This window comes from Bradyrhizobium sp. CCBAU 51753, from assembly GCF_015291565.1.
Lineage (GTDB): Bacteria > Pseudomonadota > Alphaproteobacteria > Rhizobiales > Xanthobacteraceae > Bradyrhizobium > Bradyrhizobium ivorense.
In genome coordinates this window covers 6532419-6550960 of sequence record NZ_CP030037.1, presented here as the reverse complement: position 1 = coordinate 6550960, position 18542 = coordinate 6532419, and the positions used below count along the sequence as shown (strand labels likewise).

Below are 18542 nucleotides of genomic sequence, written 5' to 3'. Positions count from 1 at the left end.
ACGCCCGATTGGCGTTGTGATCAATCACTGCGAGCCGAACGAACAACCATCGTGCTCGGTTGGAGCACCCTTGAATCCGTAGGTTCTGCGGTCGTAAACTCGGGTCGACTGGCCGCGACCATGCTGCATGGCTGGAGAAAAGGACAGCTAGCGGGCGGAGGACCGGAGATCCATCGCTAAGGTCAAAAAATGCTTGGAGGAAAAGCGAAACCATTTCGAACTCTTACGGGTTGCATCGGCTAGGAGAATTGCCAGTGAAGCGGATCCTGAAACCGGTCACTTATGTTCTGGCCACTCTGTATTTTTTGGTGGATGCGGCTTTCATGGCCATCGCCAAGCCGATCTCGGACTGGCTTGCAAGGCACGTCGTGTTGAGGCGATTGCGCGTGTGGATCAGGTCGTTGCGGCCCTATCCGTCGCTGGCGCTGTTTTCGGTACCCGTGATCATTCTGGAGCCGGTCAAACCCGTGGCGGCTTATCTGGCTGCCACTGGTCAGATGGTCAGTAGCGTTGTGACGTTGATCGTCGGTGAACTTCTCAAGCTTGTGCTGGTCGAGCGTCTATTCAGCCTCACCCGGGATAAGCTTATGAAGATTCCAGCGTTTCTCTGGGCGTACACAAAATTCCGCGAAGCCAAGGCATGGCTGGAAGCCACCGAGGCTTGGCAAGTCATTCGTGCAATAAGCAAGGCTGCCCGCCAGTATGTGAGTGAGATGAAGAAATCCGCTGCGGTGGCGTTTCGGCGGTCTTGAACACGACTGTTAGGCGCCAATCCGAGGGGCCTTCGATCTCGGCGAGAAGATAGCAATCCCGCGATCTCGCTGTCCGCCGATACACTCGTGCCCCGAAGCGCTATATTGCGCCAAATACGAAACCCATGAACAACAGCGCCAACAGAACGGCTGCTCCTGCCACCATCTGTAGCACTTTGCCCGTTACTCGCAGCTTTGCGAATTGGTTCACGAATCAGCCCGGGAACTGGGGGTGAATAAGCGATGCAATCATCATCGCGGCAATCAGCAACGCGGGCGCGCAGCTGACTGCAGCAGCCAACCAGAACTCCGCGTCGCGAGAAATACCGTAACCGTCTTGCATAGATGGCTCTCCAATAAGCCATTTGATCAACGGACAGGTTCGAACGACGTTCCAACCGATGGGTGTTCCCTGCCGCTACAGCCGACATTCCGATGGCGAAGGGAACGGAAATGTAAGCCGCTGCCGCCCTGGGCACGCCCGGCCGACCTGAATTCGTCCCGCCGTGCTGCGGGCGAGGAGATGCGCAATTTCGGAATTTTGGAAAATTACCCCTGAGTTGCCCGACGTGTCAAGTGCCTTGTCGCGCGCCGGCAGCCGCCGGCTACTTTGCATGGGGTTGTTTTTCGGCATTTTGCCAGCGCCCAACTGCGGCGGGGAGTTTCGCCACGTCACCCGCGCCGATCCGGCGCGGGTCTTGTGCTTGAGGGAGTTGGCCGCCTAGAGCTTGCCGGCGGCGAACCGGGCGAGGGCGTCGGCAACGCCCTTGCCGTAGGCCGGATCGGCCTTGCTGCAGTTCGCCACGTGGCGCTCCTGGATGTGCCGGGCCGCCTTGCCGACCTGGCGCGCGGTGTTGTCGAACAACGCCTGCTTCTGTGCGGCATTCATCTTGCGGAACAGGTCGCCCGGCTGCTGCCAATGATCGTCGTCGACGCGATGATCCCAATGCGCGGCGGCGCCGGTGATCTCGAGCGGCGGCTCGTTCATCTGCGGCTGGTCGGTCCATTCGCCGTGGCTGTTCGGCCAGTAGCTCAAGGTGGCGCCCAGATTGCCGTCGGTGCGCATCGCGCCGTCGCGGTGAAAGCTGTGGAACGGGCATTTCGGCGCGTTGATCGGGATCTGGTGATGGTTGACGCCGAGCCGGTAGCGCTGCGCGTCGCCATAGGAGAACAGGCGGGCCTGCAGCATCTTGTCGGGCGAATAGCCGATGCCGGGCACGACATTGGCCGGCGTGAACGCCGCTTGCTCGGTCTCGGCGAAGAAGTTTTCGGGATTGCGGTTGAGCTCGAAGGTGCCGACCTCGATCAGGGGATAATCCGCCTTCGGCCAGACCTTCGTCAGGTCGAACGGATTGAACGGAAACGCCGTCGCCTGCTCGTCCGTCATCACCTGGATGAACAGCGTCCAGCGCGGGAAGTCACCGCGTTCGATGCTCTCGAACAGGTCGCGCTGGTGGCTCTCGCGGTCCCTGCCGACCAGCGCCTCGGCCTCGGCGTCGGTCAGGTTCTCGACGCCCTGCTGGGTGCGGAAATGGAATTTCACCCAAACGCGCTCGTTATTGGCGTTGATCAGGCTGTAGGTGTGGCTGCCGAAGCCGTGCTGGTGACGGAAGCTCTTCGGGATGCCGCGCTCGCTCATGACGATGGTGACCTGGTGCAGCGCCTCCGGCAGCAGCGTCCAGAAATCCCAGTTCATGTCGGCATCGCGCATCCCGGTGCGCGGATGCCGCTTGATGGCGTGGTTGAGGTCGATGAAGCGCAAGGGATCGCGGAAGAAGAACACCGGGGTGTTGTTGCCGACGACGTCCCAATTGCCTTCATCGGTGTAGAATTTGAGCGCGTAGCCGCGGATGTCGCGCTCGGCGTCGGCCGCGCCGCGCTCGCCGGCCACGGTCGAGAACCGCGCGAACATCGGTGTCTGCTTGCCGATCTTCGAAAAGATGCTGGCCTTGGTGTAACGCGTGATGTCGTGGGTGACGGTGAAGGTGCCGTGGGCGCCGGCGCCCTTGGCGTGCATGCGCCGTTCCGGAATCACTTCGCGGTGGAAGTGCGCCAGCTTCTCGATCAGCCAGACGTCCTGCAGCAGCGCCGGCCCGCGCGGCCCCGCGGTCAGGATGTTAACGTTGTCGGTCACCGGCGCGCCCGAGGCGTGGGTCAAAAACGGCGGTTTGGTCTTGTCAGTCATTCGAGACTCCTGGTTGGCTTGTTGATGGGCAGCACTTCGCTGTCCGGCGCCGCAGGGCGATGCCGCTAAAAATCGTCTTGCGTTCCTGTCTGGGTTACGACTTACGGTCGCGCTGGCGGAGACGACCTTGTCACTTCGGATTCGATCGGAGAATGACAATGGTACTATGCGATTGAGAGGCAGTGCCTCTTAATCTCAGTGACGTCAATGCATGGGCCTCCCTACGCGCTGTCCGATGTGACAAGTAAAGAGCTGGGCGCCGGGCAACAACGCGAGAGGTCCGTCGATCCTGGCCAAAGGTCCGTCGATCCCGGCCATCGCCACGTCCAGGCTCCCTCAAACCGGACAATGCCGATTGATGGATCAGGCCTAAGGTCCTATCTGCCTTCATAAATGATGCCTATCAATCGAGGACCTTGCGGCATGAACCTGAGCGGGATGTCTCTCCGCGACCTGGAATACGTGGTCGCCATCGCGGACCACGGCAGTTTTGTCCGGGCTGCCGAGCATTGCCGTGTCGCCCAGCCATCGCTGTCGGCGCAGGTCCGCAAGCTCGAGGCCTGGCTCGGGATCGCGATCTTCGAGCGCACGACGCGGCGCGTGATCGTGACGACGGAGGGACGTGCCTTCGTCGAACAAGCCCGCCGGGTCCTTGCCGAAGCACGGCGTCTGCTGACGATGGCCCAGCACGCCGATGAGCCATTCGGCGGCTCGTTGCGCCTGGCGGCGATCTCAACGCTCGGCCCGTACCTCTTCCCGCGAATCCTGCAGGGGCTGCGGCGGCGCTATCCCAAGCTCGGCCTCATTCTGAGCGAGGGCCTGACGAGTGAACTCGTGCCGAAGCTGATCGACGGCGATCTCGACGCCGTGCTGCTGTCCTTGCCGCTGAATGATCCTGCGCTGGCGACAGTCGCATTGTTTTCGGAGCCGTTCCTGCTGGCCTGTCCCAAGGGCCATCCTGCGTCGAGGAAGAGTGGGCCGACCTGGGAAGGGCTCGATGCCCAGGATCGTCTGCTGCTGGAGGAGGGGCACTGTCTCCGCGAGCAGGCGCTGGCCGGCTGCTCCGCCCCGGACCGGAGCAATCGCCTCGCCACCAGTCTGGAAACGCTGAAATACATGGTTGCCGCCGGAGAGGGCTGCACGCTGGTCCCGGCGCTTGCCGTCTCCGAGCGCGATGCGGTGGTCTATTCCCGCCTCCGCGGCACGAATTACTCACGCAAGGTCGGGCTCGCCTGGCGCCGGAGCGATCCGCGCGGATCGGAATTTTCAACGCTTGCGGAGCGGCTGAGGCAGATCGCGAGCGCGTTCGACATCGACGTCGACGTGACCTGACGGCGCTTGCGGTCACCGGGCCGCGAACGAGTTGCTCGCGGCCGTCCGGTTCATCGTCGCGCGGGGCGCGCTGGCTCAGGACTTCGGCATCAAGCCAGGGGCGTTATGCGGCCATTTGGCGATCGTGGCCTCGTCGACATTGAGATGCTGGGCCACGAGCTTCGGCGGCGTGTGCGTGAGCCAGTTGGACAGCGAGACCTCCTGGTAATGCGCGGTGCGGAATACCCCGATGAATTGCAGATCGGTGTCGCCGACGTTTTCGACGTAGTGGCCGAGATTGCGCCTGACATAGCCGATGTCACCGGCGTTGAAATCGGTCGTCAGCGCCTTGGGGCCGGTATCGAACACGGTCATGCGCGCCTTGCCCTTGATGTAGTACTGCCACTCGTCGGCATTGGGGTGCCAGTGCATCTCGCGCACGCCGCCGGGCCGCACCGTGACCAATGCAGCCGCGACGTTGGTGGACGCCATGAAGTTGGTGCTGTCGGCGACCTGGATGGTCCCGGTCTCCGACGACTTGACCGGACGCGATGAGCCGAGCGGGAAGATAAAGGGATGCGTCGCGACCGGCGCGTCCTGCTGGACGGCTGCGCGATCGGCGGCGAGATCGCCGGGCACGGTGCCCTGGAAGATCCACAGATCGTGCAGCGGGATCTTGGCAAAGCTCTCCGCCGGGACGCCGAAATTCTTGGCCAGCACTTCCGGCGGGGTGTGGGCGAACCAGTCGGTGACGAGCAGGGTGTTGAACTCGTCGGCGTGGCCGTCGTCGAAGCAGATCACGAATTCGCAGCCATCGGGGCCGAGGCCCTGCAACGAATGCGGCGCGCCGGCCGGGAAGTACCAGAGATCGCCTTGCTTGACGTCGGCGACGTAGGGGTGGCCCTCGGCGTCGAGAACCGTGACGCGGCAGCTGCCATAGGTCATGATCGCCCACTCGGCGGCCTGGTGCCAGTGCAGCTCGCGGATGCCGCCGGCCGTCAGCCGCATGTTGACGCCGGAGATCTCCTTCGCGATCGCGAAGTCCTCGACCGTGACCTGACGCGCCCATCCGCCGTTCTGGATTCGCTTCGGCGCGTTGTTGAACGAGGCCCATGTCGTCGGCATGCCGCCGACGTCGGTGGCGGGCGGAGATTGCGCCGACGGAAACTGGTTGCCGAGCGCCGGGTTCTGCGGACCCGGATCGCGGAGATTTCCGGGGCCCTTTGCATTGATCGCGCCCTCGGCCGGCTGGTCGGGATTGCCGAATGAGTTGGCCTTGGCAGCGGACACCGTCATCGCAGCACCGACCGCCGATGCAGCCAGCAGGTTTCGTCTCGAAATCATGATCATGCTCCAAAGCAAAGGTGCAGGGGTTGCCGACTGCGGCTTCCCTACAAGCTAGGCTAGCATCGGACTGGCCCAACCATGAAACGGCGTTTGACTTTCCAGAATGCACTACGGCGTTTGCGCGGATCTCGACGTGCGGCCATCAGGCGTTTTCGAAAAGAATCGTCCGAACAGGGACCTAGCTGATCAGACATCGGTATCCGCAGAGGCGCACGCGATGTCAGAACGCAAAGCAATTCGTCCCTATCATCACCCGGCGGGGGGATGGGGCGCGCTCAAGGCCCTCAGCGCGCACCTGATCGAGCAGCGTATCCCCGTGAAGGGAGCCGCGACGCTCGGATGCATGAACCAGCCCGAAGGTTTTGACTGCCCGGGTTGCGCCTGGCCGGATCCGAAACATACCTCGTCATTCGAGTTCTGTGAGAACGGCGCCAAGGCGGTGGCCTGGGAGGCGACCGCCAAGCGCTGCACGCCCGAGTTCTTCGCCGCGCACACCGTGACCGAATTGTCTGGCTGGTCCGACTACCAGCTCGAAATGGCGGGCCGCCTCACGCATCCGATGGTCTATGACGCGGCCACCGACCGCTACCTTCCGGTCAGCTGGAGCAAGGCGTTCTCGATCGTGGGCCGCCATCTCAAGGTGCTGCCGGATCCGAACATGGCGGAGTTCTACACCTCCGGCAGGACCTCGAACGAGGCCGCCTTCCTCTACCAGTTGTTCGTCCGGGAATACGGTACCAACAACTTTCCCGATTGCTCCAACATGTGCCACGAGGCCACCAGCGTCGGCCTGCCGCAATCGATCGGCGTCGGCAAGGGAACGGTGCTGCTGGAGGATTTCGACAAGGCCGATTGCATCTTCATTTTCGGCCAGAACCCGGGCACCAACAGCCCGCGCATGATGACCAATCTGCGTGACGCCGCGCGGCGCGGCGCGCCCATCATCTCGTTCAACCCGTTTCGCGAACGCGCGCTGGAGCGGTTTCAGGCGCCGCAGAGCCCGGTCGAGATGGCCACCTTCGGCTCGACGCAGATCAGCTCCCGGCTCTATCAGGTGCGGGTCGGCGGCGATGTCGCCGTCATCAAGGGCATCATGAAGGTTCTGGTCGAGCGCGACGCTGCGGCGCGCGCGCTCGAGCAGCCGGCGGTGCTGGACTGGGATTTCATTCACGGCCACACGGTCGGCCTGGAGGCCCTCGCGGAGGACCTGAAGGCGACGCAGTGGCGCGATATCGAGCAGTGCTCGGGCCTCAGCCGCGAGGACATCGAGCATGCCGCGCATATCTACATGCGCGCCGAGCGCGCCATCATCGTCTACGGCATGGGCATCACCCAGCACCGGCGCGGCGCGCAGAACGTCCAGCAGCTGGCCAACCTCGCTCTGCTGCGCGGCCACATCGGGCGCGAGGGCGCCGGCATCTGTCCGGTCCGCGGCCATTCCAACGTTCAGGGCGACCGCACCGTCGGCATCACCGAAACGCCCGCGGCCGACTTCCTCGACCGCCTCGAGCGCCGCTTCGGCTTCAAGCCGCCGCGCGCGCATGGTCATAACGTCGTCACCGCCCTCGAGGCGATGATTCGCGGCGAGGTGAAGGTGTTTGTTGCGATGGGCGGCAACTTCGCCGCGGCCATTCCCGACTGGCAGCTGACGCGGCAGGCGCTCAGGAATCTCGATCTCACGGTCCACGTCTCGACCAAGCTGAATCGCAGTCACCTGATCCACGGCCGCGATGCCCTGATCCTGCCCTGCCTCGGCCGCACCGAGGTGGATGTGCAGGCGAGCGGGCCGCAATCCATCACCGTGGAAGATTCGATGTCGATGGTCCATGCCTCGGCCGGCCGCAATCCGCCGGCGTCTGAACATTTGCTGAGCGAGCCGGCGATCGTCGCCGGCATGGCGCGGGCAACGCTCGGGCAGCGCTCGGTGGTCGATTGGGACGAACTCGTCGCGGATTACGATCGCATTCGCGACGCCATCGAGGACGTGTTCCCGATATTCCAGGCGTACAACGCGCGCGTTCGGGTGCCCGGCGGCTTCCACCTTGTCTCGACCGCGCGCGAACGGATCTGGGCCACGGCCAGCGGCAAGGCCAACTTCCTGGTGTTCGACGGCCTCGGCGAGGATCCGAGCGACACCCATCCCGAGACGCTCTGGCTGAGCACCATCCGCAGCCACGATCAGTACAACACGACGCTCTACTCGCTCTCCGACCGCTATCGCGGCGTCTATGGCCAGCCCGACATCGTGTTTCTGAACCAGCACGAGCTGGAGAAGCGCGGCCTCGCGGACGGCGACAGGGTCGATCTGGTGACGGCATCGACCGACGGCCTCGAACGGCGCGTGCGCAATTTCCGCGTGGTCAGCTATTCGTTCCCGGACGGCTGCTGCGCCGCCTACTATCCGGAGGCCAATCCGCTGGTGCCGCTCTATGCCCACGATCCCGTCAGCTTCACCCCGTCGTCCAAGGGCATCCCGGTCCGGATCGAGCGCGCCAGCGCGAACAACGCATCCGGTGACAGCCGGCAATCCGGGGAATGAAGCAGATGCGAGCCAGCAAGAATTCGATCCTCAGAGATGATCGGTAAGTTGCGGTTCGGGCCGGATCCGCGCCGGCGCCGGGCCCATCAAGCGCCGGTGCCGCGGCGTGCATCCCGTGAACCGTTTGAAGACGGTAGTGAAATGGGCCTGGGTCTGGAAACCGACCGCGAGCGCGATCTCCAGCAAGGTCATCGCGGGATCCTGCATCAGCTCCTCGGCTCGCCGCACCCGCGCGCGCAGCAGAAATTCATGCGGCCGCAGGCCCGTTGCGGCCCGGAATTGCGAGGCGAAGTGCATCCGGCTCAACCCTGCGACCGCAGCCAGATCGAGCAGCGTAATCCGCGACGCGATGTGACGATCGACATAGTCGACGACCCGCTTGAGCCGCCATTTCTGCAAGGCCTGGACTCGCCGGTCGCTTGTCTCGGCTGCGCCTGATGCAGCGGCGCGCCGGGCGCGCGGGTTGAACTGTATGATCGCGGGCGCCAGCTGATGGGCTTCGGCTCGCTGCTGATCATCATGAACGGCAAGCCGGAACGCCTGAAACAACGGCTGGATGACATCGCCGTGCGGCTGCATTGGCGAGCCATCGGCGATAAAGGCGCCGGCTGCGGCCTGGTTGCCGCGTGAAGAGGATTGTGTGCACGTCTCGCCCGACATCAGAGTTGCTCCCGCTGGACAATGCTGTTTCGTTGCTCAAGGCCGATCCAGGTCATCCGCCCCTGCGATCCCACCAAGCCGCCTGCCGCGAGATCGTCAAATCACTGCCGCTTCCAACATGGCCAACAGGAGGGATAGGCTCAATTAAATACGGATTTAGGATTCGGTGCGGCCCGAATTCGGCGAAATGGAAGGCTGCCTTCGGTGGAATGGAAGGCTGCCGCCGTCTAAACGCGAATTCAGATTTCTTAATTTCTATTTAGTGGGCTCACCACAGCGCGCAGACCTACAGTCTTGGGGCCGGACCTCAAATGTGGGAGCAGCAGATGCAGAGCCAGAGCGCAGTCGTGAGTGCCAGCGTCGTTGGTGCGACAGGGCCTCGATCGGCGGATTTCTTCAACAGCTATTCCGCGGCCATCAGGCGCTTTGACCTGCTGGAGGCCGGTCGCGAGCAGCAGCTCGCGCGCAATTGGCAGGAACGTCGCGACAAGCGCGCAACGGATGAGCTGATCACGAGCCATCTTCGCCTCGCCGCAAAGATAGCGCGCCAATACAAGGGGTACGGCCTTCCGATCGCCGACTTGATCGCCGAAGCGAACCTCGGTCTGGTGATCGCTGCGGGACGTTTCGAACCCGGGCGCGGCTCGCGCTTCTCGAGCTATGCCATGTGGTGGATCAAGGCCACCATCCATGATTACATCCTGCGGTCCTGGTCGCTGGTGAAGATCGGCACGACCGCGGCCCAGAAGAAGCTGTTCTTCCGGCTTCGCAGCGAGATGAGAGCCCTGGCGGGTCGAGGAGCCGCGCTCACGCCGGAAGCGGCCCAGACCATCGCAGAGCGGCTCGATGTCACCGCACGCGATGTGGTCGAAATGGATACACGACTGCACGGCGACCTGTCGCTGAATGTCAGGTTCGGCGACGAGGATCAGTCGATGGAATGGGAAGCGATGCTCCCCGACGGCTCGCCGGACTCCGAGACGGTCGTTGCCGAATATGACGAAGCGGCGCAGCGATCGAAGGCGCTTCATGCCGCTCTCGATGTGTTGACCGCGCGTGAGCGACGCGTGTTTGAGGCGCGGCGGCTCGTGGAGCAGCCATTGACTCTCGAAGAGCTGGGGTGCGAGTTGTCGCTTTCGAGCGAGCGGGTGCGTCAGATCGAGACCAGTGCGTTCGCCAAGGTCAAACGCGCGACGGTTTCCGCTGCAACGGAGCGTTTTCCGGCGCGGCCGGAGCTCTGCTGACGGCACGACGCGGGGCTCGAGCATGATGCTCACCCATGCTTGAGCAAGAGAGCAGCGTCGATCACGGCCGCTCGACGCCAAAACGAGGCAGGACGAATAACAGCTTCGTCATGCGACGTCGCAAGCTCTGAATTCGTTTTTACTTGAGCAGGACGGCCCCCGGCAGCATGTCAAGGGAGCTCCGCTCAACCGCGTGCCGTCAGGAATTGAGGAATGGGAATTGTCCGTTTCGCGCTACGATTTCCGCACACGTTCTATGTCGTTGCGGCGCTGATCCTGTTCCTCGGCGGCGCCGCGCTCTGGTCGATGCCGACGGATGTCTTTCCCGAAATTCGCATCCCGGTCGTGACCGTGATCTGGCAATACACCGGCCTCTCTACGCCGGAGATGGAACAGCGCGTCAGCACCTACAGCCAATATTCGATCAGCTCCAATGTCAGCGGCATCAAGAATATGGAGGTGCAGACCCTTAACGGTCTGTCGGTGCAGAAGATCTACTTCCAGCCCGACGTCAACCTCGACCTCGCTATTGCCCAAATCGTCTCGGCCACCAACTCGATCCGGTCATTGTTGCCGCCGGGAATTCAGCCGCCGATCGTCGTGCAGTTCAACGCGTCCAGCGTTCCGGTGCTGCAGCTCAGCCTGAAGTCCGACAAGCTGAACGAGCAGCAGCTCTATGATTTCGGCATCTATCGCGTCCGCCAGCAGCTCGCGCCGGTGCCAGGCGTCACCTTGCCGACGCCGGCCGGCGGCAAGTATCGCCAGATCATGGTCGACATCGATCCCGACAAGCTCTTGGCCCGCGGGCTGACGCCGCTCGACATCGTCAACGCGGTCAACACGCAGAACCTGACGCTTCCCTCTGGAACCGCGAAAATGGGCGATCTGCAGTATACCGTTCGCACCAATGCGACGCCGTCATCGATCGACGATCTCAACAGGATCCCGGTCAAGTTCGCCAATGGCGCGACCGTTCTGCTCAAGGACGTAGCACAGGTGCGGGACGGATCGATGGTGCAGCAGAACATCGTCCGAGAGGACGGCCGGCGTTCGGTGCTGCTCAGCATCATCAAGAACGGCAATGCGTCGACGCTGGCCGTGGTCAACGGAGTCAAGAAGGCGCTGACCGCGGTGCGCGCCGCCGCCCCGGCGGGGCTCAAGATCACCGAGCTGTTCGATCAGTCGGTGTTCGTGACCAACTCGGTGAACGGCGTGCTCCGCGAGGGCGCCATCGCCGCGGGATTGACCGCGATGATGATCCTGCTGTTCCTGGGATCGTGGCGGTCGACGCTGGTGGTCATGATCTCGATCCCGCTGGCCATCCTGTCCTCGCTTGTCGTGCTCTACTTCCTCGGCGAGACGCTGAACACGATGACGCTGGGCGGCCTCGCGCTGGCGGTCGGCATCCTGGTCGACGACTCGACCGTGACGATCGAGAATACCCATCGGCTGTGGACCGAGGAGGGGATGTCGCTGGCGGACGCCACGTTGCACGGCGCGGCCGAGATCGCGGTGCCGACCCTGGTGTCGACGCTTGCCATCAGCTGCGTGTTCACATCCGTGGTGTTTCTCGAGGGGCCGGCCAAGTACCTGTTCACGCCGCTCGGGCTCGCCGTGGTGTTCGCGATGCTGGCCTCCTACGGCCTGTCCAGAACCCTGACGCCGATCACCATCGGACTGCTCCTCAAAAGCGAGCGCCCTCACGCCCACGGCGAGGTCCCAATTGGCCTGTTCGGGCGAATCTCGGCGGCGTTCGAGCGCGGCTTCGAGCGGCTGCGCGACGGCTACGCCACGCTGCTGGTCCTGCTGCTGCGGCGCAAGGCCATCGTGCCGATCGCTGCGTTGCTGATCCTTGGCCTCGGTGTGACGATGCTGAGCCTGGTGGGGCGCGACTTCTTCCCGCTGATCGACGGCGGGCAGATCCAGCTTCACGTCCGTGCGCCGGCGGGGACCCGGATCGAGAGCACGGAGGCGATCTTCCAGAAGGTCGAAGACAAGATCCGCGAGGTGATTCCGGAAAAGGATCGTGCGCTCATCGTCGACAATATCGGCCTGCCGGCGCGGGCCTATAACCTCGCCTTCGCGGACGGCTCGACGATCGGCGTCAATGACGGCGTGATCCTGGTCTCGCTCAAGGACGGCCACAAGCCGACCGCCGATTACATCAGGACGCTGCGTCAGGTGCTGCCGCAGGCCTTTCCCGAGGACACCTTCTACTTCCAGGCGGCGGATATCGTCACACAAATCCTCAACTTCGGCCTGCCGGCGCAGATCGACGTCCGCACCGTCGGCTACGGGACCAACAATTTGTCGGTGGCGCAGCAGCTCCGGAAGCGGCTCAGCGCCATTCCCGGAATCGTCGATGCCCATCTCCAGCAGGAGGTCGACGGCCCGGATTTCTTTGCCGACATCGACCGGACCCGCGCGGCCCAGCTCGGCTTGAACGCAAGCACGGTGGCGACCAATGTCAATGTCAGCCTCAGCTCGTCGGTGCAGGTGTCGCCGAATTTCTGGACTGACCCTGCCTCTGGAATTCCGTACTACCTCGCGGTGCAGACACCGGAGTACAAGGTCAACTCGCTGAACGCGCTGGCCAACACGCCGGTGTCCACCTCGCTCGCGGCCAGCGGTCAGACCGTGCCCGGCATGCTCAGCAATGTCGCGACCTTCAAGCGCGATACGGTGCCGACCAACACCAACCAGAGCAACATCCAGCCGGTGTTCGACGTCTACGCCAGCGTGCAGGGCCGCGACCTCGGCAGCGTCGCCGCCGACATCCAGAAGGTCACGACCGAGCTGCAGAAGGGCCTGAAGCCGGGCAATTCGATCCAGGTCATCGGCCAGATCCAGAGCATGAACGATTCCTTCCGCGATCTCGGCATCGGCCTCGTGTTCGCGGCGGTGTTTGTCTATCTCCTGATGGTCGTGAACTATCAGAATTTTGGCGATCCCTTCGTGGTGATCCTGGCGCTGCCGGCGACGCTCTGCGGCATCGTCACCATGCTGTTCATCACCGGCACGACGCTGAACGTGCCGTCCTTGATGGGGGCGATCATGTCGGTCGGTGTCGCCTCCGCCAATTCGATCCTGCTGGTGACGTTCGCGCGCGAGCAGCAGCTGAAGGGACACTCGGCCTTCGAGGCGGCATTGAGCGCCGGCCACACCCGGATTCGTCCGGTGCTGATGACGGCCGCGGCGATGATCGTCGGCATGATCCCGATGGCGATCGGCGGCGCCGGCGAGGAGCAGAACGCGGCGCTTGCACGGGCCGTGATCGGCGGATTGCTGTTCGCAACGCCGACGACGCTGCTCGTCGTGCCCTATCTGTTTGCCATGCTGCGCAAGGGAAATGACGGCAAGCCGCACCATGGTGTATTCGAGGAAGTGCAGCAATGACCGAGATCGAGCTACGACCTGACGACATCACGCAGGTGCCTGATCGCCAATCCGGCTCCGGCGCGCCGTTGTTGCGGACGGAAGGAGAGCCGCCGCGCCGATATGGTGGACCGGTGCTCGGCGCGACCGTGCTGTTGTTGCTCGCCGCCGGCCTTGGTACCGGCGGCTGGCGTCACTACGAGGCCGGGCGCGCGGTCGCCGCCACGGCCCGGGAGGCGCGTGACATGGTGCCGGAGGTGCAGGTCGCCACCGTCCGCGCCAGCGCCAGCAAGATGCAGGTCAGCTTGCCGGCCACCACGGCGGCATTCGAGGCCGCCAACATTTTTGCCCGGACCAGCGGCTATATCGAGAAGCGCTACGTCGACATCGGCGATCACGTCAAGGCGGGGCAACTGCTCGCCGAAATCGTTGCACCCGAGGTCGATCATCAGATCGCCGAGGCGCAGGCCGCGCTGGCGCAGAGCCAGGGGACCCTGCACCAGACCCAGGCCAGCCGCGAGCTCGCCGAAGTAACCAATGCGCGCGACAGCAAGCTGGTCAAGCAGGGATGGTTGACCGCACAGCAGGGCGACAACGATCGCTTGACGCTGCGGGCACAGCAGGCCGCGGAGGGCGCGGCGCTGTCCAACATTGCGGTGCAGGAGGCCCAGATCAAGGTGCTCGAGCAGCAGAAGGCCTACCAGCGCGTGGTGGCGCCGTTCGACGGCGTGATCACCCAGCGCAATGTCGATAATGGCAGCCTGGTGCAGTCCGGATCGACCTTCATGTTCACGCTGATGCGCGCCAACGTGATCCGCACCCAGGTGTTCGTGCCGCAGGACGAGGCGTTCGGCGTGGCGCCGGGCGTCGACGCCGTCGTGCGTGTGCCCGAAATCCCCGACCGGGCGTTCCCGGGCAAGGTGACGCGCATCGCGACCGCGCTGCAGCCCGGCAGCCGGACCTTGCTGACCGAGATCGACGTGCCCAATCCGGACGGCGCGCTGCAACCGGGCATCTATTGCACCGTCGAACTGTTCATCCCGCAGAGGACGCCGTCGATGATCGTGCCGGCCGACGCCGTCGTGTTCGATGCGAACGGACTGCATGTGGCGGTGGTACGCGAGGGCCGTGTTCATCTGCAGAAGATTTCAATCGCGCGTGATTTCGGCACCGAGGTCGAGGTGCATGATGGCGTCAAGCCGGGCGACCAGGTCATTCTCAACCCGATGCTGAATCTGGCTGAGAACAGCAGGGTTGCCGTCGGCAAGCCGCAGACGACCTAGAGCATGATCCGGAAAAGTGTGAAACGGTTTTCCCTCGCGACAAACGCGGAACGCGTTTGCGCGGAGATCATGCCCAAACAAAGAGCTAAAGCGCGATGATGATTCAACCTAATCTCATCGCGCTTTAGACCGCGGCCGATGCGCGGCCGCGCGGCGAGTGCATCGCCGGCCATGACGATCACCGCGCATTGAGCGGCCGTGACCAGGGTTGCATTTGGATCGGTCATGCCAGTGCGCACCTCTCCTGCAGAGCCAAGTGTTCTTGGCCTGTCATCTGCAAGGGAGAAGTGTGATGACGACATTCAAGCTGTTGTCTGCAGGGCTGATCGCTGCCGCCGCTTTTGCGGCGCCGGTCAGCGCCCGCGAAAACTGTACAGCCGCGCGCGGCATTGCGGCGCGAACCGCTAACGGCCTCTCCGCGGTGGAGCGCTGCTTCGGCGGACGTCTCTGGATTCCCGCACCGTCCGTGAGCGCGCATTCCGAAGCGCCGACCGATCAGCCGGGCGGAGTCTGCGACCATGGCGATGACGCTCAGATTTGCTGAGAGCTCCGGCATCCCGCTTCAAGACAACTCAACATGTGGAGTGTGAAGCATGAAAGGTCTCTCTGTTCTCTGCGTCGTCGCCAGCCTCGCCCTGTCGGGCACGGCCGCGTTTGCCCGAGGGGGCATGGGCGGCATGGGATCACATATGTCGATGGGCGGTGCGCTGGGGACCAGCGCGGCGAGGCCGGGAACGAATTCTCTGGGCACGGCGCTGCCAGGATCCGATTTCGGCAACGGCCATCCGATGAAAGGGCCGCCGCTCGGCACCAACCCCGCGATCGATCGGGACGACGCGCGGCTGCAAAAGATGCTCGAGGGATCGATCTGCCGCGGTTGCTGAGCAACCCGGCAAGCCCCGGCTTGCGGTCTTGACATCCGGTCCTGGCATCCGGCCGTCAGATAATACCGCATCACGAGTCTGCGTGATGGATGGCCGCATGCCAGCGGTCCCACGGCGCTCATGGACTCGCGCCATGGAATGGACGCATATCTCCCGATCAGATGCATTCGTCCCGGCGGACAGTGCCGAGGGCGTGAATACTGAAATCGGAGAATGAGCGTGATGATCGACAATGACGGCGCAAAACAGGGCGGCAGCGTTTCCGTCCGCAACGACTGGAGCCGCGCCGAGGCGGAGCGCCTTTACGAGCTGCCGTTCTCCGACCTGGTGTTTCGTGCCCAGACCGTCCATCGCGCCAATTTCGATCCCAACCGTGTCGAGACCGCGAGCCTGCTCAGCATCAAGACCGGCGGCTGCCCGGAGGATTGCGGCTATTGTTCACAGAGCGCCCATTACGACACCGGCCTGAAGGCGACGCGCCTGATGGACCAGGCGGACGTGATCGCGACCGCCCGGCGCGCCAGGGACGCTGGCGCCGAGCGCTTCTGCATGGCCGCGGCGTGGCGCAATCCCAGGGATCGCGATCTCGACCAGGTCTGCGAGATGGTCAGCGCGGTCAAGGGCCTCGGCATGGAGACCTGCGTGACGCTCGGCATGCTGACGCCCGCCCAGGCTGGCCGGCTGCGCGACGCCGGACTCGATTTCTACAACCACAACGTCGATACCTCGCCGGAGTATTACGACCAGATCATCACCACGCGCACGCTGCAGGATCGCATCGATACGCTGAGCCATGTGCGGGAGGCCGGCATCAAGGTCTGCTGCGGCGGCATCATCGGCATGGGCGAGCAGGTCACCGACCGGCTCGGCATGCTGGTGCTCTTGGCCAATATGCCGGTCCATCCGGAGAGCGTGCCGATCAACCTCTGGAACCGGGTCGAAGGCGTGCCCGTGAACGAGACGGCGAAGCGGCCGGATCCAATCGCCGTCGCGCGCCTGGTCGCGGTCGCCCGCATCATGATGCCGCAAAGCGTGGTACGGCTGTCTGCCGGGCGGCAATACATGACCGACGAGCTGCAGGCGCTCTGCTTCCTCGCCGGCGCCAATTCAATCTTCATTGGCGACGTGCTGCTCACCACCCGCAACCCGCAGCGCGACCGCGACGCCGATCTGCTCGATCGACTTGGGATCAAGTCGGGGCTGGAGCGGACGGAGCAAGGCGATGCGGTGAGCGGGTCGGAGATCGTTGCTCGCGCTGGATAGCTCGGCGTTGAAGCGGCTCCGCTTCGCCTCTCCCCGCCTGCGGGGAGAGGCCGGAACGCATCGCCAGATGCGTTCCGGGTGAGGGGGAGTCTCCGCGAATCCGACTGCCGCCATTGATGCGGAGGCAGCCCCTCACCCCAACCCTCTCCCCGTGAAGGACGGGGAGAGGGAGCTCTCCTACCGTCAGGACGCCGCAGCCAGTGGTGGCGAGACCACCTGCGGCGCCTCCGCCTGCGTGGCCGTCGTCGCGAGTTCGAAGCGGATGCCGTGTAGGGAGACCGTCAGCGGAATCCCGCGAAAATCGTCGTTGAAGGCGTCATTGCGAGGAGCGACAGCGACGAAGCAATCCATGTTTCCGCTTGCGGAGGCATGGATTGCTTCGCGGAGCCTGTCATCGGGCGCGCGTTCGCGCGACCCGTTGGCTCGCAATGACGCGGGGTAGGGGCACTACCGGTTCAAGATCTTCAGCCAGACATCGCCGAGAATGGCGGGCTCGCGCGGCGGGAGATAGGTCAGGCCGGCGGCCTTGCCGAGCTCCGCGAGCTTGCCGGTCGACTGCAGATCAGACAGCACCTTGTTGACGGCGTCGAGCAGCGCCTTGTCGGTCTCGAGGGCGACGTAGCCGCGATTGGCGCCGATCGGATAGTAGTAGCCGGACGCGGTGATCCTGGTGTCGGGATGCACGGCGCGATGGGCGTCGAACCGGCGCAGGTCAAGCAAGGTCGCGTCGAACGCATCGCGCTCGAGCTCGCCGAGCAGATCGCTGCGGCCGGGCACCAGATGGGTGATGTCGTCGATCAGCTTGCCCTTCTCGTAGGTCATGAGAATGGCATCGCCCAGCGTGCCGCTCTCGATCGCTAGGCGCAGGCCGGCGAGATCGCCGATATCGGTGATCTTGCGGTCCCTCGCCTTGGGGCCGAGCACGATGGTCATCGGCGAATAGATGTAGGGCCGGCTCGGCATCAGCACGCCGACCGGGATCCGCCGGCGGCGATCGTCGCGGGTGGCGCCGTCGAAATCCGGCAGCTTTGCCGTCTTGACGCCCGGCACCACCAGCGAGTCCTTGGTGAGGGCATAGCCGCCGACCAGGGCGCAGCGGCCGTCCGACAGCAGCGCATTGGCCTCGAGCGCCGGGCTCGAATCCTCGTCGAGCTTGCTCTCGAACCACTGGATCTTGAGCGGCCGTCCCAGCCGGTCGGCGATGGTCTGCGCCAGCACCACATCGAAGCCGGAATCGGGCTTGCCGCGATGATGCGCCGACAGCGGGGGCACGTCCTCGTCGAGGCAGACCTTGAGCGGCTCGTCGGCGGCCCGCGCGGACATCGTCGCCGCTGCAAGAAGCATTGCGGCGATTGCGCCCGCGAGCAAAGCTCTCATGGCTTCCTCCGGCTCACCACGAAGGCCCACACGTCGGCGATCTCCTGCTCGCTCAGGATATCGCCCCAGGGCGGCATCTTGCCGTTCTTGCCCTGCTTCACGGTGCTGACGAAGCGCGTCTTGTCGTCGGGAAATGTCCGCAAGTCCGGCGTGATGGTGCCGGAGTTCACCATGTTCGGGCCATGGCAGTGCGAGCAGTTCTTGGCGTAGGTGACCTTGCCCTGGTCGGCCGTACCCTGGGGATCGTTCGCGGCGGATTGCTGTGCGGCGGCCGGGATCTGGGTGATCAAGGCCGCCGCGACGGCGGCGAGGATCGCCGCCG

17 protein-coding genes are annotated in these 18542 nt (G+C 64.1%); 9 read left to right on the top strand and 8 right to left on the bottom strand.

The features are described from left to right. Positions 1-254 precede the first annotated feature (254 nt). Positions 255-752, top strand: a complete 498-nt coding sequence (locus tag XH93_RS30055) for a hypothetical protein (RefSeq protein ID WP_139485500.1) — start codon at positions 255-257, stop codon at positions 750-752. Positions 753-966: 214 nt separating this feature from the next. Here the strand turns inward: XH93_RS30055 and XH93_RS42805 are convergent, their stop codons facing one another. After that, positions 967-1095: a hypothetical protein gene (locus XH93_RS42805; RefSeq protein ID WP_256436490.1), complete on the bottom strand. Its 129-nt coding sequence runs from the start codon at positions 1093-1095 to the stop codon at positions 967-969. 378 nt (positions 1096-1473) lie between these two features. Beyond that, positions 1474-2937: a catalase gene (locus XH93_RS30050; RefSeq protein ID WP_194470243.1), complete on the bottom strand. Its 1464-nt coding sequence runs from the start codon at positions 2935-2937 to the stop codon at positions 1474-1476. A gap of 423 nt (positions 2938-3360) precedes the next feature. Between XH93_RS30050 and XH93_RS30045 the strand changes: the two genes are divergently transcribed. After that, complete coding sequence (locus tag XH93_RS30045; protein ID WP_194470242.1) at positions 3361-4269, top strand: LysR substrate-binding domain-containing protein; 909 nt, start codon at positions 3361-3363, stop codon at positions 4267-4269. 75 nt (positions 4270-4344) lie between these two features. Here the strand turns inward: XH93_RS30045 and XH93_RS30040 are convergent, their stop codons facing one another. Further along, on the bottom strand, positions 4345-5592 hold the full coding sequence (locus XH93_RS30040; protein ID WP_210340407.1) for an oxalate decarboxylase family bicupin: 1248 nt from the start codon (positions 5590-5592) through the stop codon (positions 4345-4347). Between the two features lie 220 nt (positions 5593-5812). Here XH93_RS30040 and XH93_RS30035 point away from each other — a divergent pair, with 220 nt between their 5' ends. Then, entirely contained in the window at positions 5813-8134 is a 2322-nt protein-coding gene (locus tag XH93_RS30035) for an FdhF/YdeP family oxidoreductase (protein WP_194470240.1), read from the top strand. Positions 8135-8164: 30 nt separating this feature from the next. Here the strand turns inward: XH93_RS30035 and XH93_RS43145 are convergent, their stop codons facing one another. Continuing rightward, positions 8165-8794 carry a helix-turn-helix domain-containing protein gene (locus XH93_RS43145; protein ID WP_194470239.1) on the bottom strand — a complete coding sequence of 210 codons (630 nt, stop codon included), beginning with the start codon at positions 8792-8794 and terminating at the stop codon, positions 8165-8167. 326 nt (positions 8795-9120) lie between these two features. On the opposite strand from XH93_RS43145, the gene rpoH reads away from it, so the two are divergent. The 3 genes from rpoH to XH93_RS30015 all read left to right on the top strand — a co-directional run bounded on the left by rpoH (position 9121) and on the right by XH93_RS30015 (position 14696). Further along, on the top strand, positions 9121-10038 hold the full coding sequence (rpoH, locus tag XH93_RS30025) for an RNA polymerase sigma factor RpoH (RefSeq protein WP_194470238.1): 918 nt from the start codon (positions 9121-9123) through the stop codon (positions 10036-10038). Between the two features lie 213 nt (positions 10039-10251). Continuing rightward, a complete protein-coding gene (locus tag XH93_RS30020; protein ID WP_194470237.1) occupies positions 10252-13434 on the top strand; it encodes an efflux RND transporter permease subunit in 3183 nt (1060 codons plus the stop codon). Then, positions 13431-14696, top strand: coding sequence for an efflux RND transporter periplasmic adaptor subunit (locus XH93_RS30015; protein ID WP_194470236.1), 1266 nt, complete (start codon positions 13431-13433; stop codon positions 14694-14696). Before XH93_RS30020 ends, XH93_RS30015 begins: the two co-directional genes overlap by 4 nt. Here the strand turns inward: XH93_RS30015 and XH93_RS30010 are convergent. Beyond that, the gene (locus tag XH93_RS30010; protein ID WP_194470235.1) at positions 14693-14923 is read right to left on the bottom strand and encodes a hypothetical protein; all 231 of its coding nucleotides are present in this window, start codon (positions 14921-14923) and stop codon (positions 14693-14695) included. The two genes, XH93_RS30015 and XH93_RS30010, sit on opposite strands and share 4 nt — an antisense overlap. Before the next feature lie 65 nt (positions 14924-14988). On the opposite strand from XH93_RS30010, the gene XH93_RS30005 reads away from it, so the two are divergent. From XH93_RS30005 to bioB, 3 genes are all read left to right on the top strand, one after another. Next, on the top strand, positions 14989-15240 hold the full coding sequence (locus XH93_RS30005) for a hypothetical protein (protein WP_194470234.1): 252 nt from the start codon (positions 14989-14991) through the stop codon (positions 15238-15240). 49 nt (positions 15241-15289) lie between these two features. Continuing rightward, positions 15290-15580 (top strand): hypothetical protein, encoded by a 291-nt coding sequence (locus XH93_RS30000; RefSeq protein WP_139863114.1) that lies wholly within the window; start codon positions 15290-15292, stop codon positions 15578-15580. A 213-nt stretch (positions 15581-15793) separates the two neighbouring features. Beyond that, the gene (gene bioB / locus XH93_RS29995) at positions 15794-16843 is read left to right on the top strand and encodes a biotin synthase BioB (RefSeq protein ID WP_371814813.1); all 1050 of its coding nucleotides are present in this window, start codon (positions 15794-15796) and stop codon (positions 16841-16843) included. Between the two features lie 183 nt (positions 16844-17026). On the opposite strand, the gene XH93_RS29990 is transcribed toward bioB, so the two are convergent. The 3 genes from XH93_RS29990 to XH93_RS29980 all read right to left on the bottom strand — a co-directional run bounded on the left by XH93_RS29990 (position 17027) and on the right by XH93_RS29980 (position 18510). Next, complete coding sequence (locus XH93_RS29990; protein ID WP_246799333.1) at positions 17027-17194, bottom strand: hypothetical protein; 168 nt, start codon at positions 17192-17194, stop codon at positions 17027-17029. Between the two features lie 96 nt (positions 17195-17290). After that, the gene (locus XH93_RS29985) at positions 17291-18220 is read right to left on the bottom strand and encodes an ABC transporter substrate-binding protein (RefSeq protein ID WP_194470233.1); all 930 of its coding nucleotides are present in this window, start codon (positions 18218-18220) and stop codon (positions 17291-17293) included. Then, positions 18217-18510, bottom strand: a complete 294-nt coding sequence (locus XH93_RS29980; RefSeq protein WP_371815128.1) for a cytochrome c — start codon at positions 18508-18510, stop codon at positions 18217-18219. The genes XH93_RS29985 and XH93_RS29980 overlap by 4 nt, the downstream gene beginning before the upstream one ends. Positions 18511-18542: the final 32 nt, after the last annotated feature.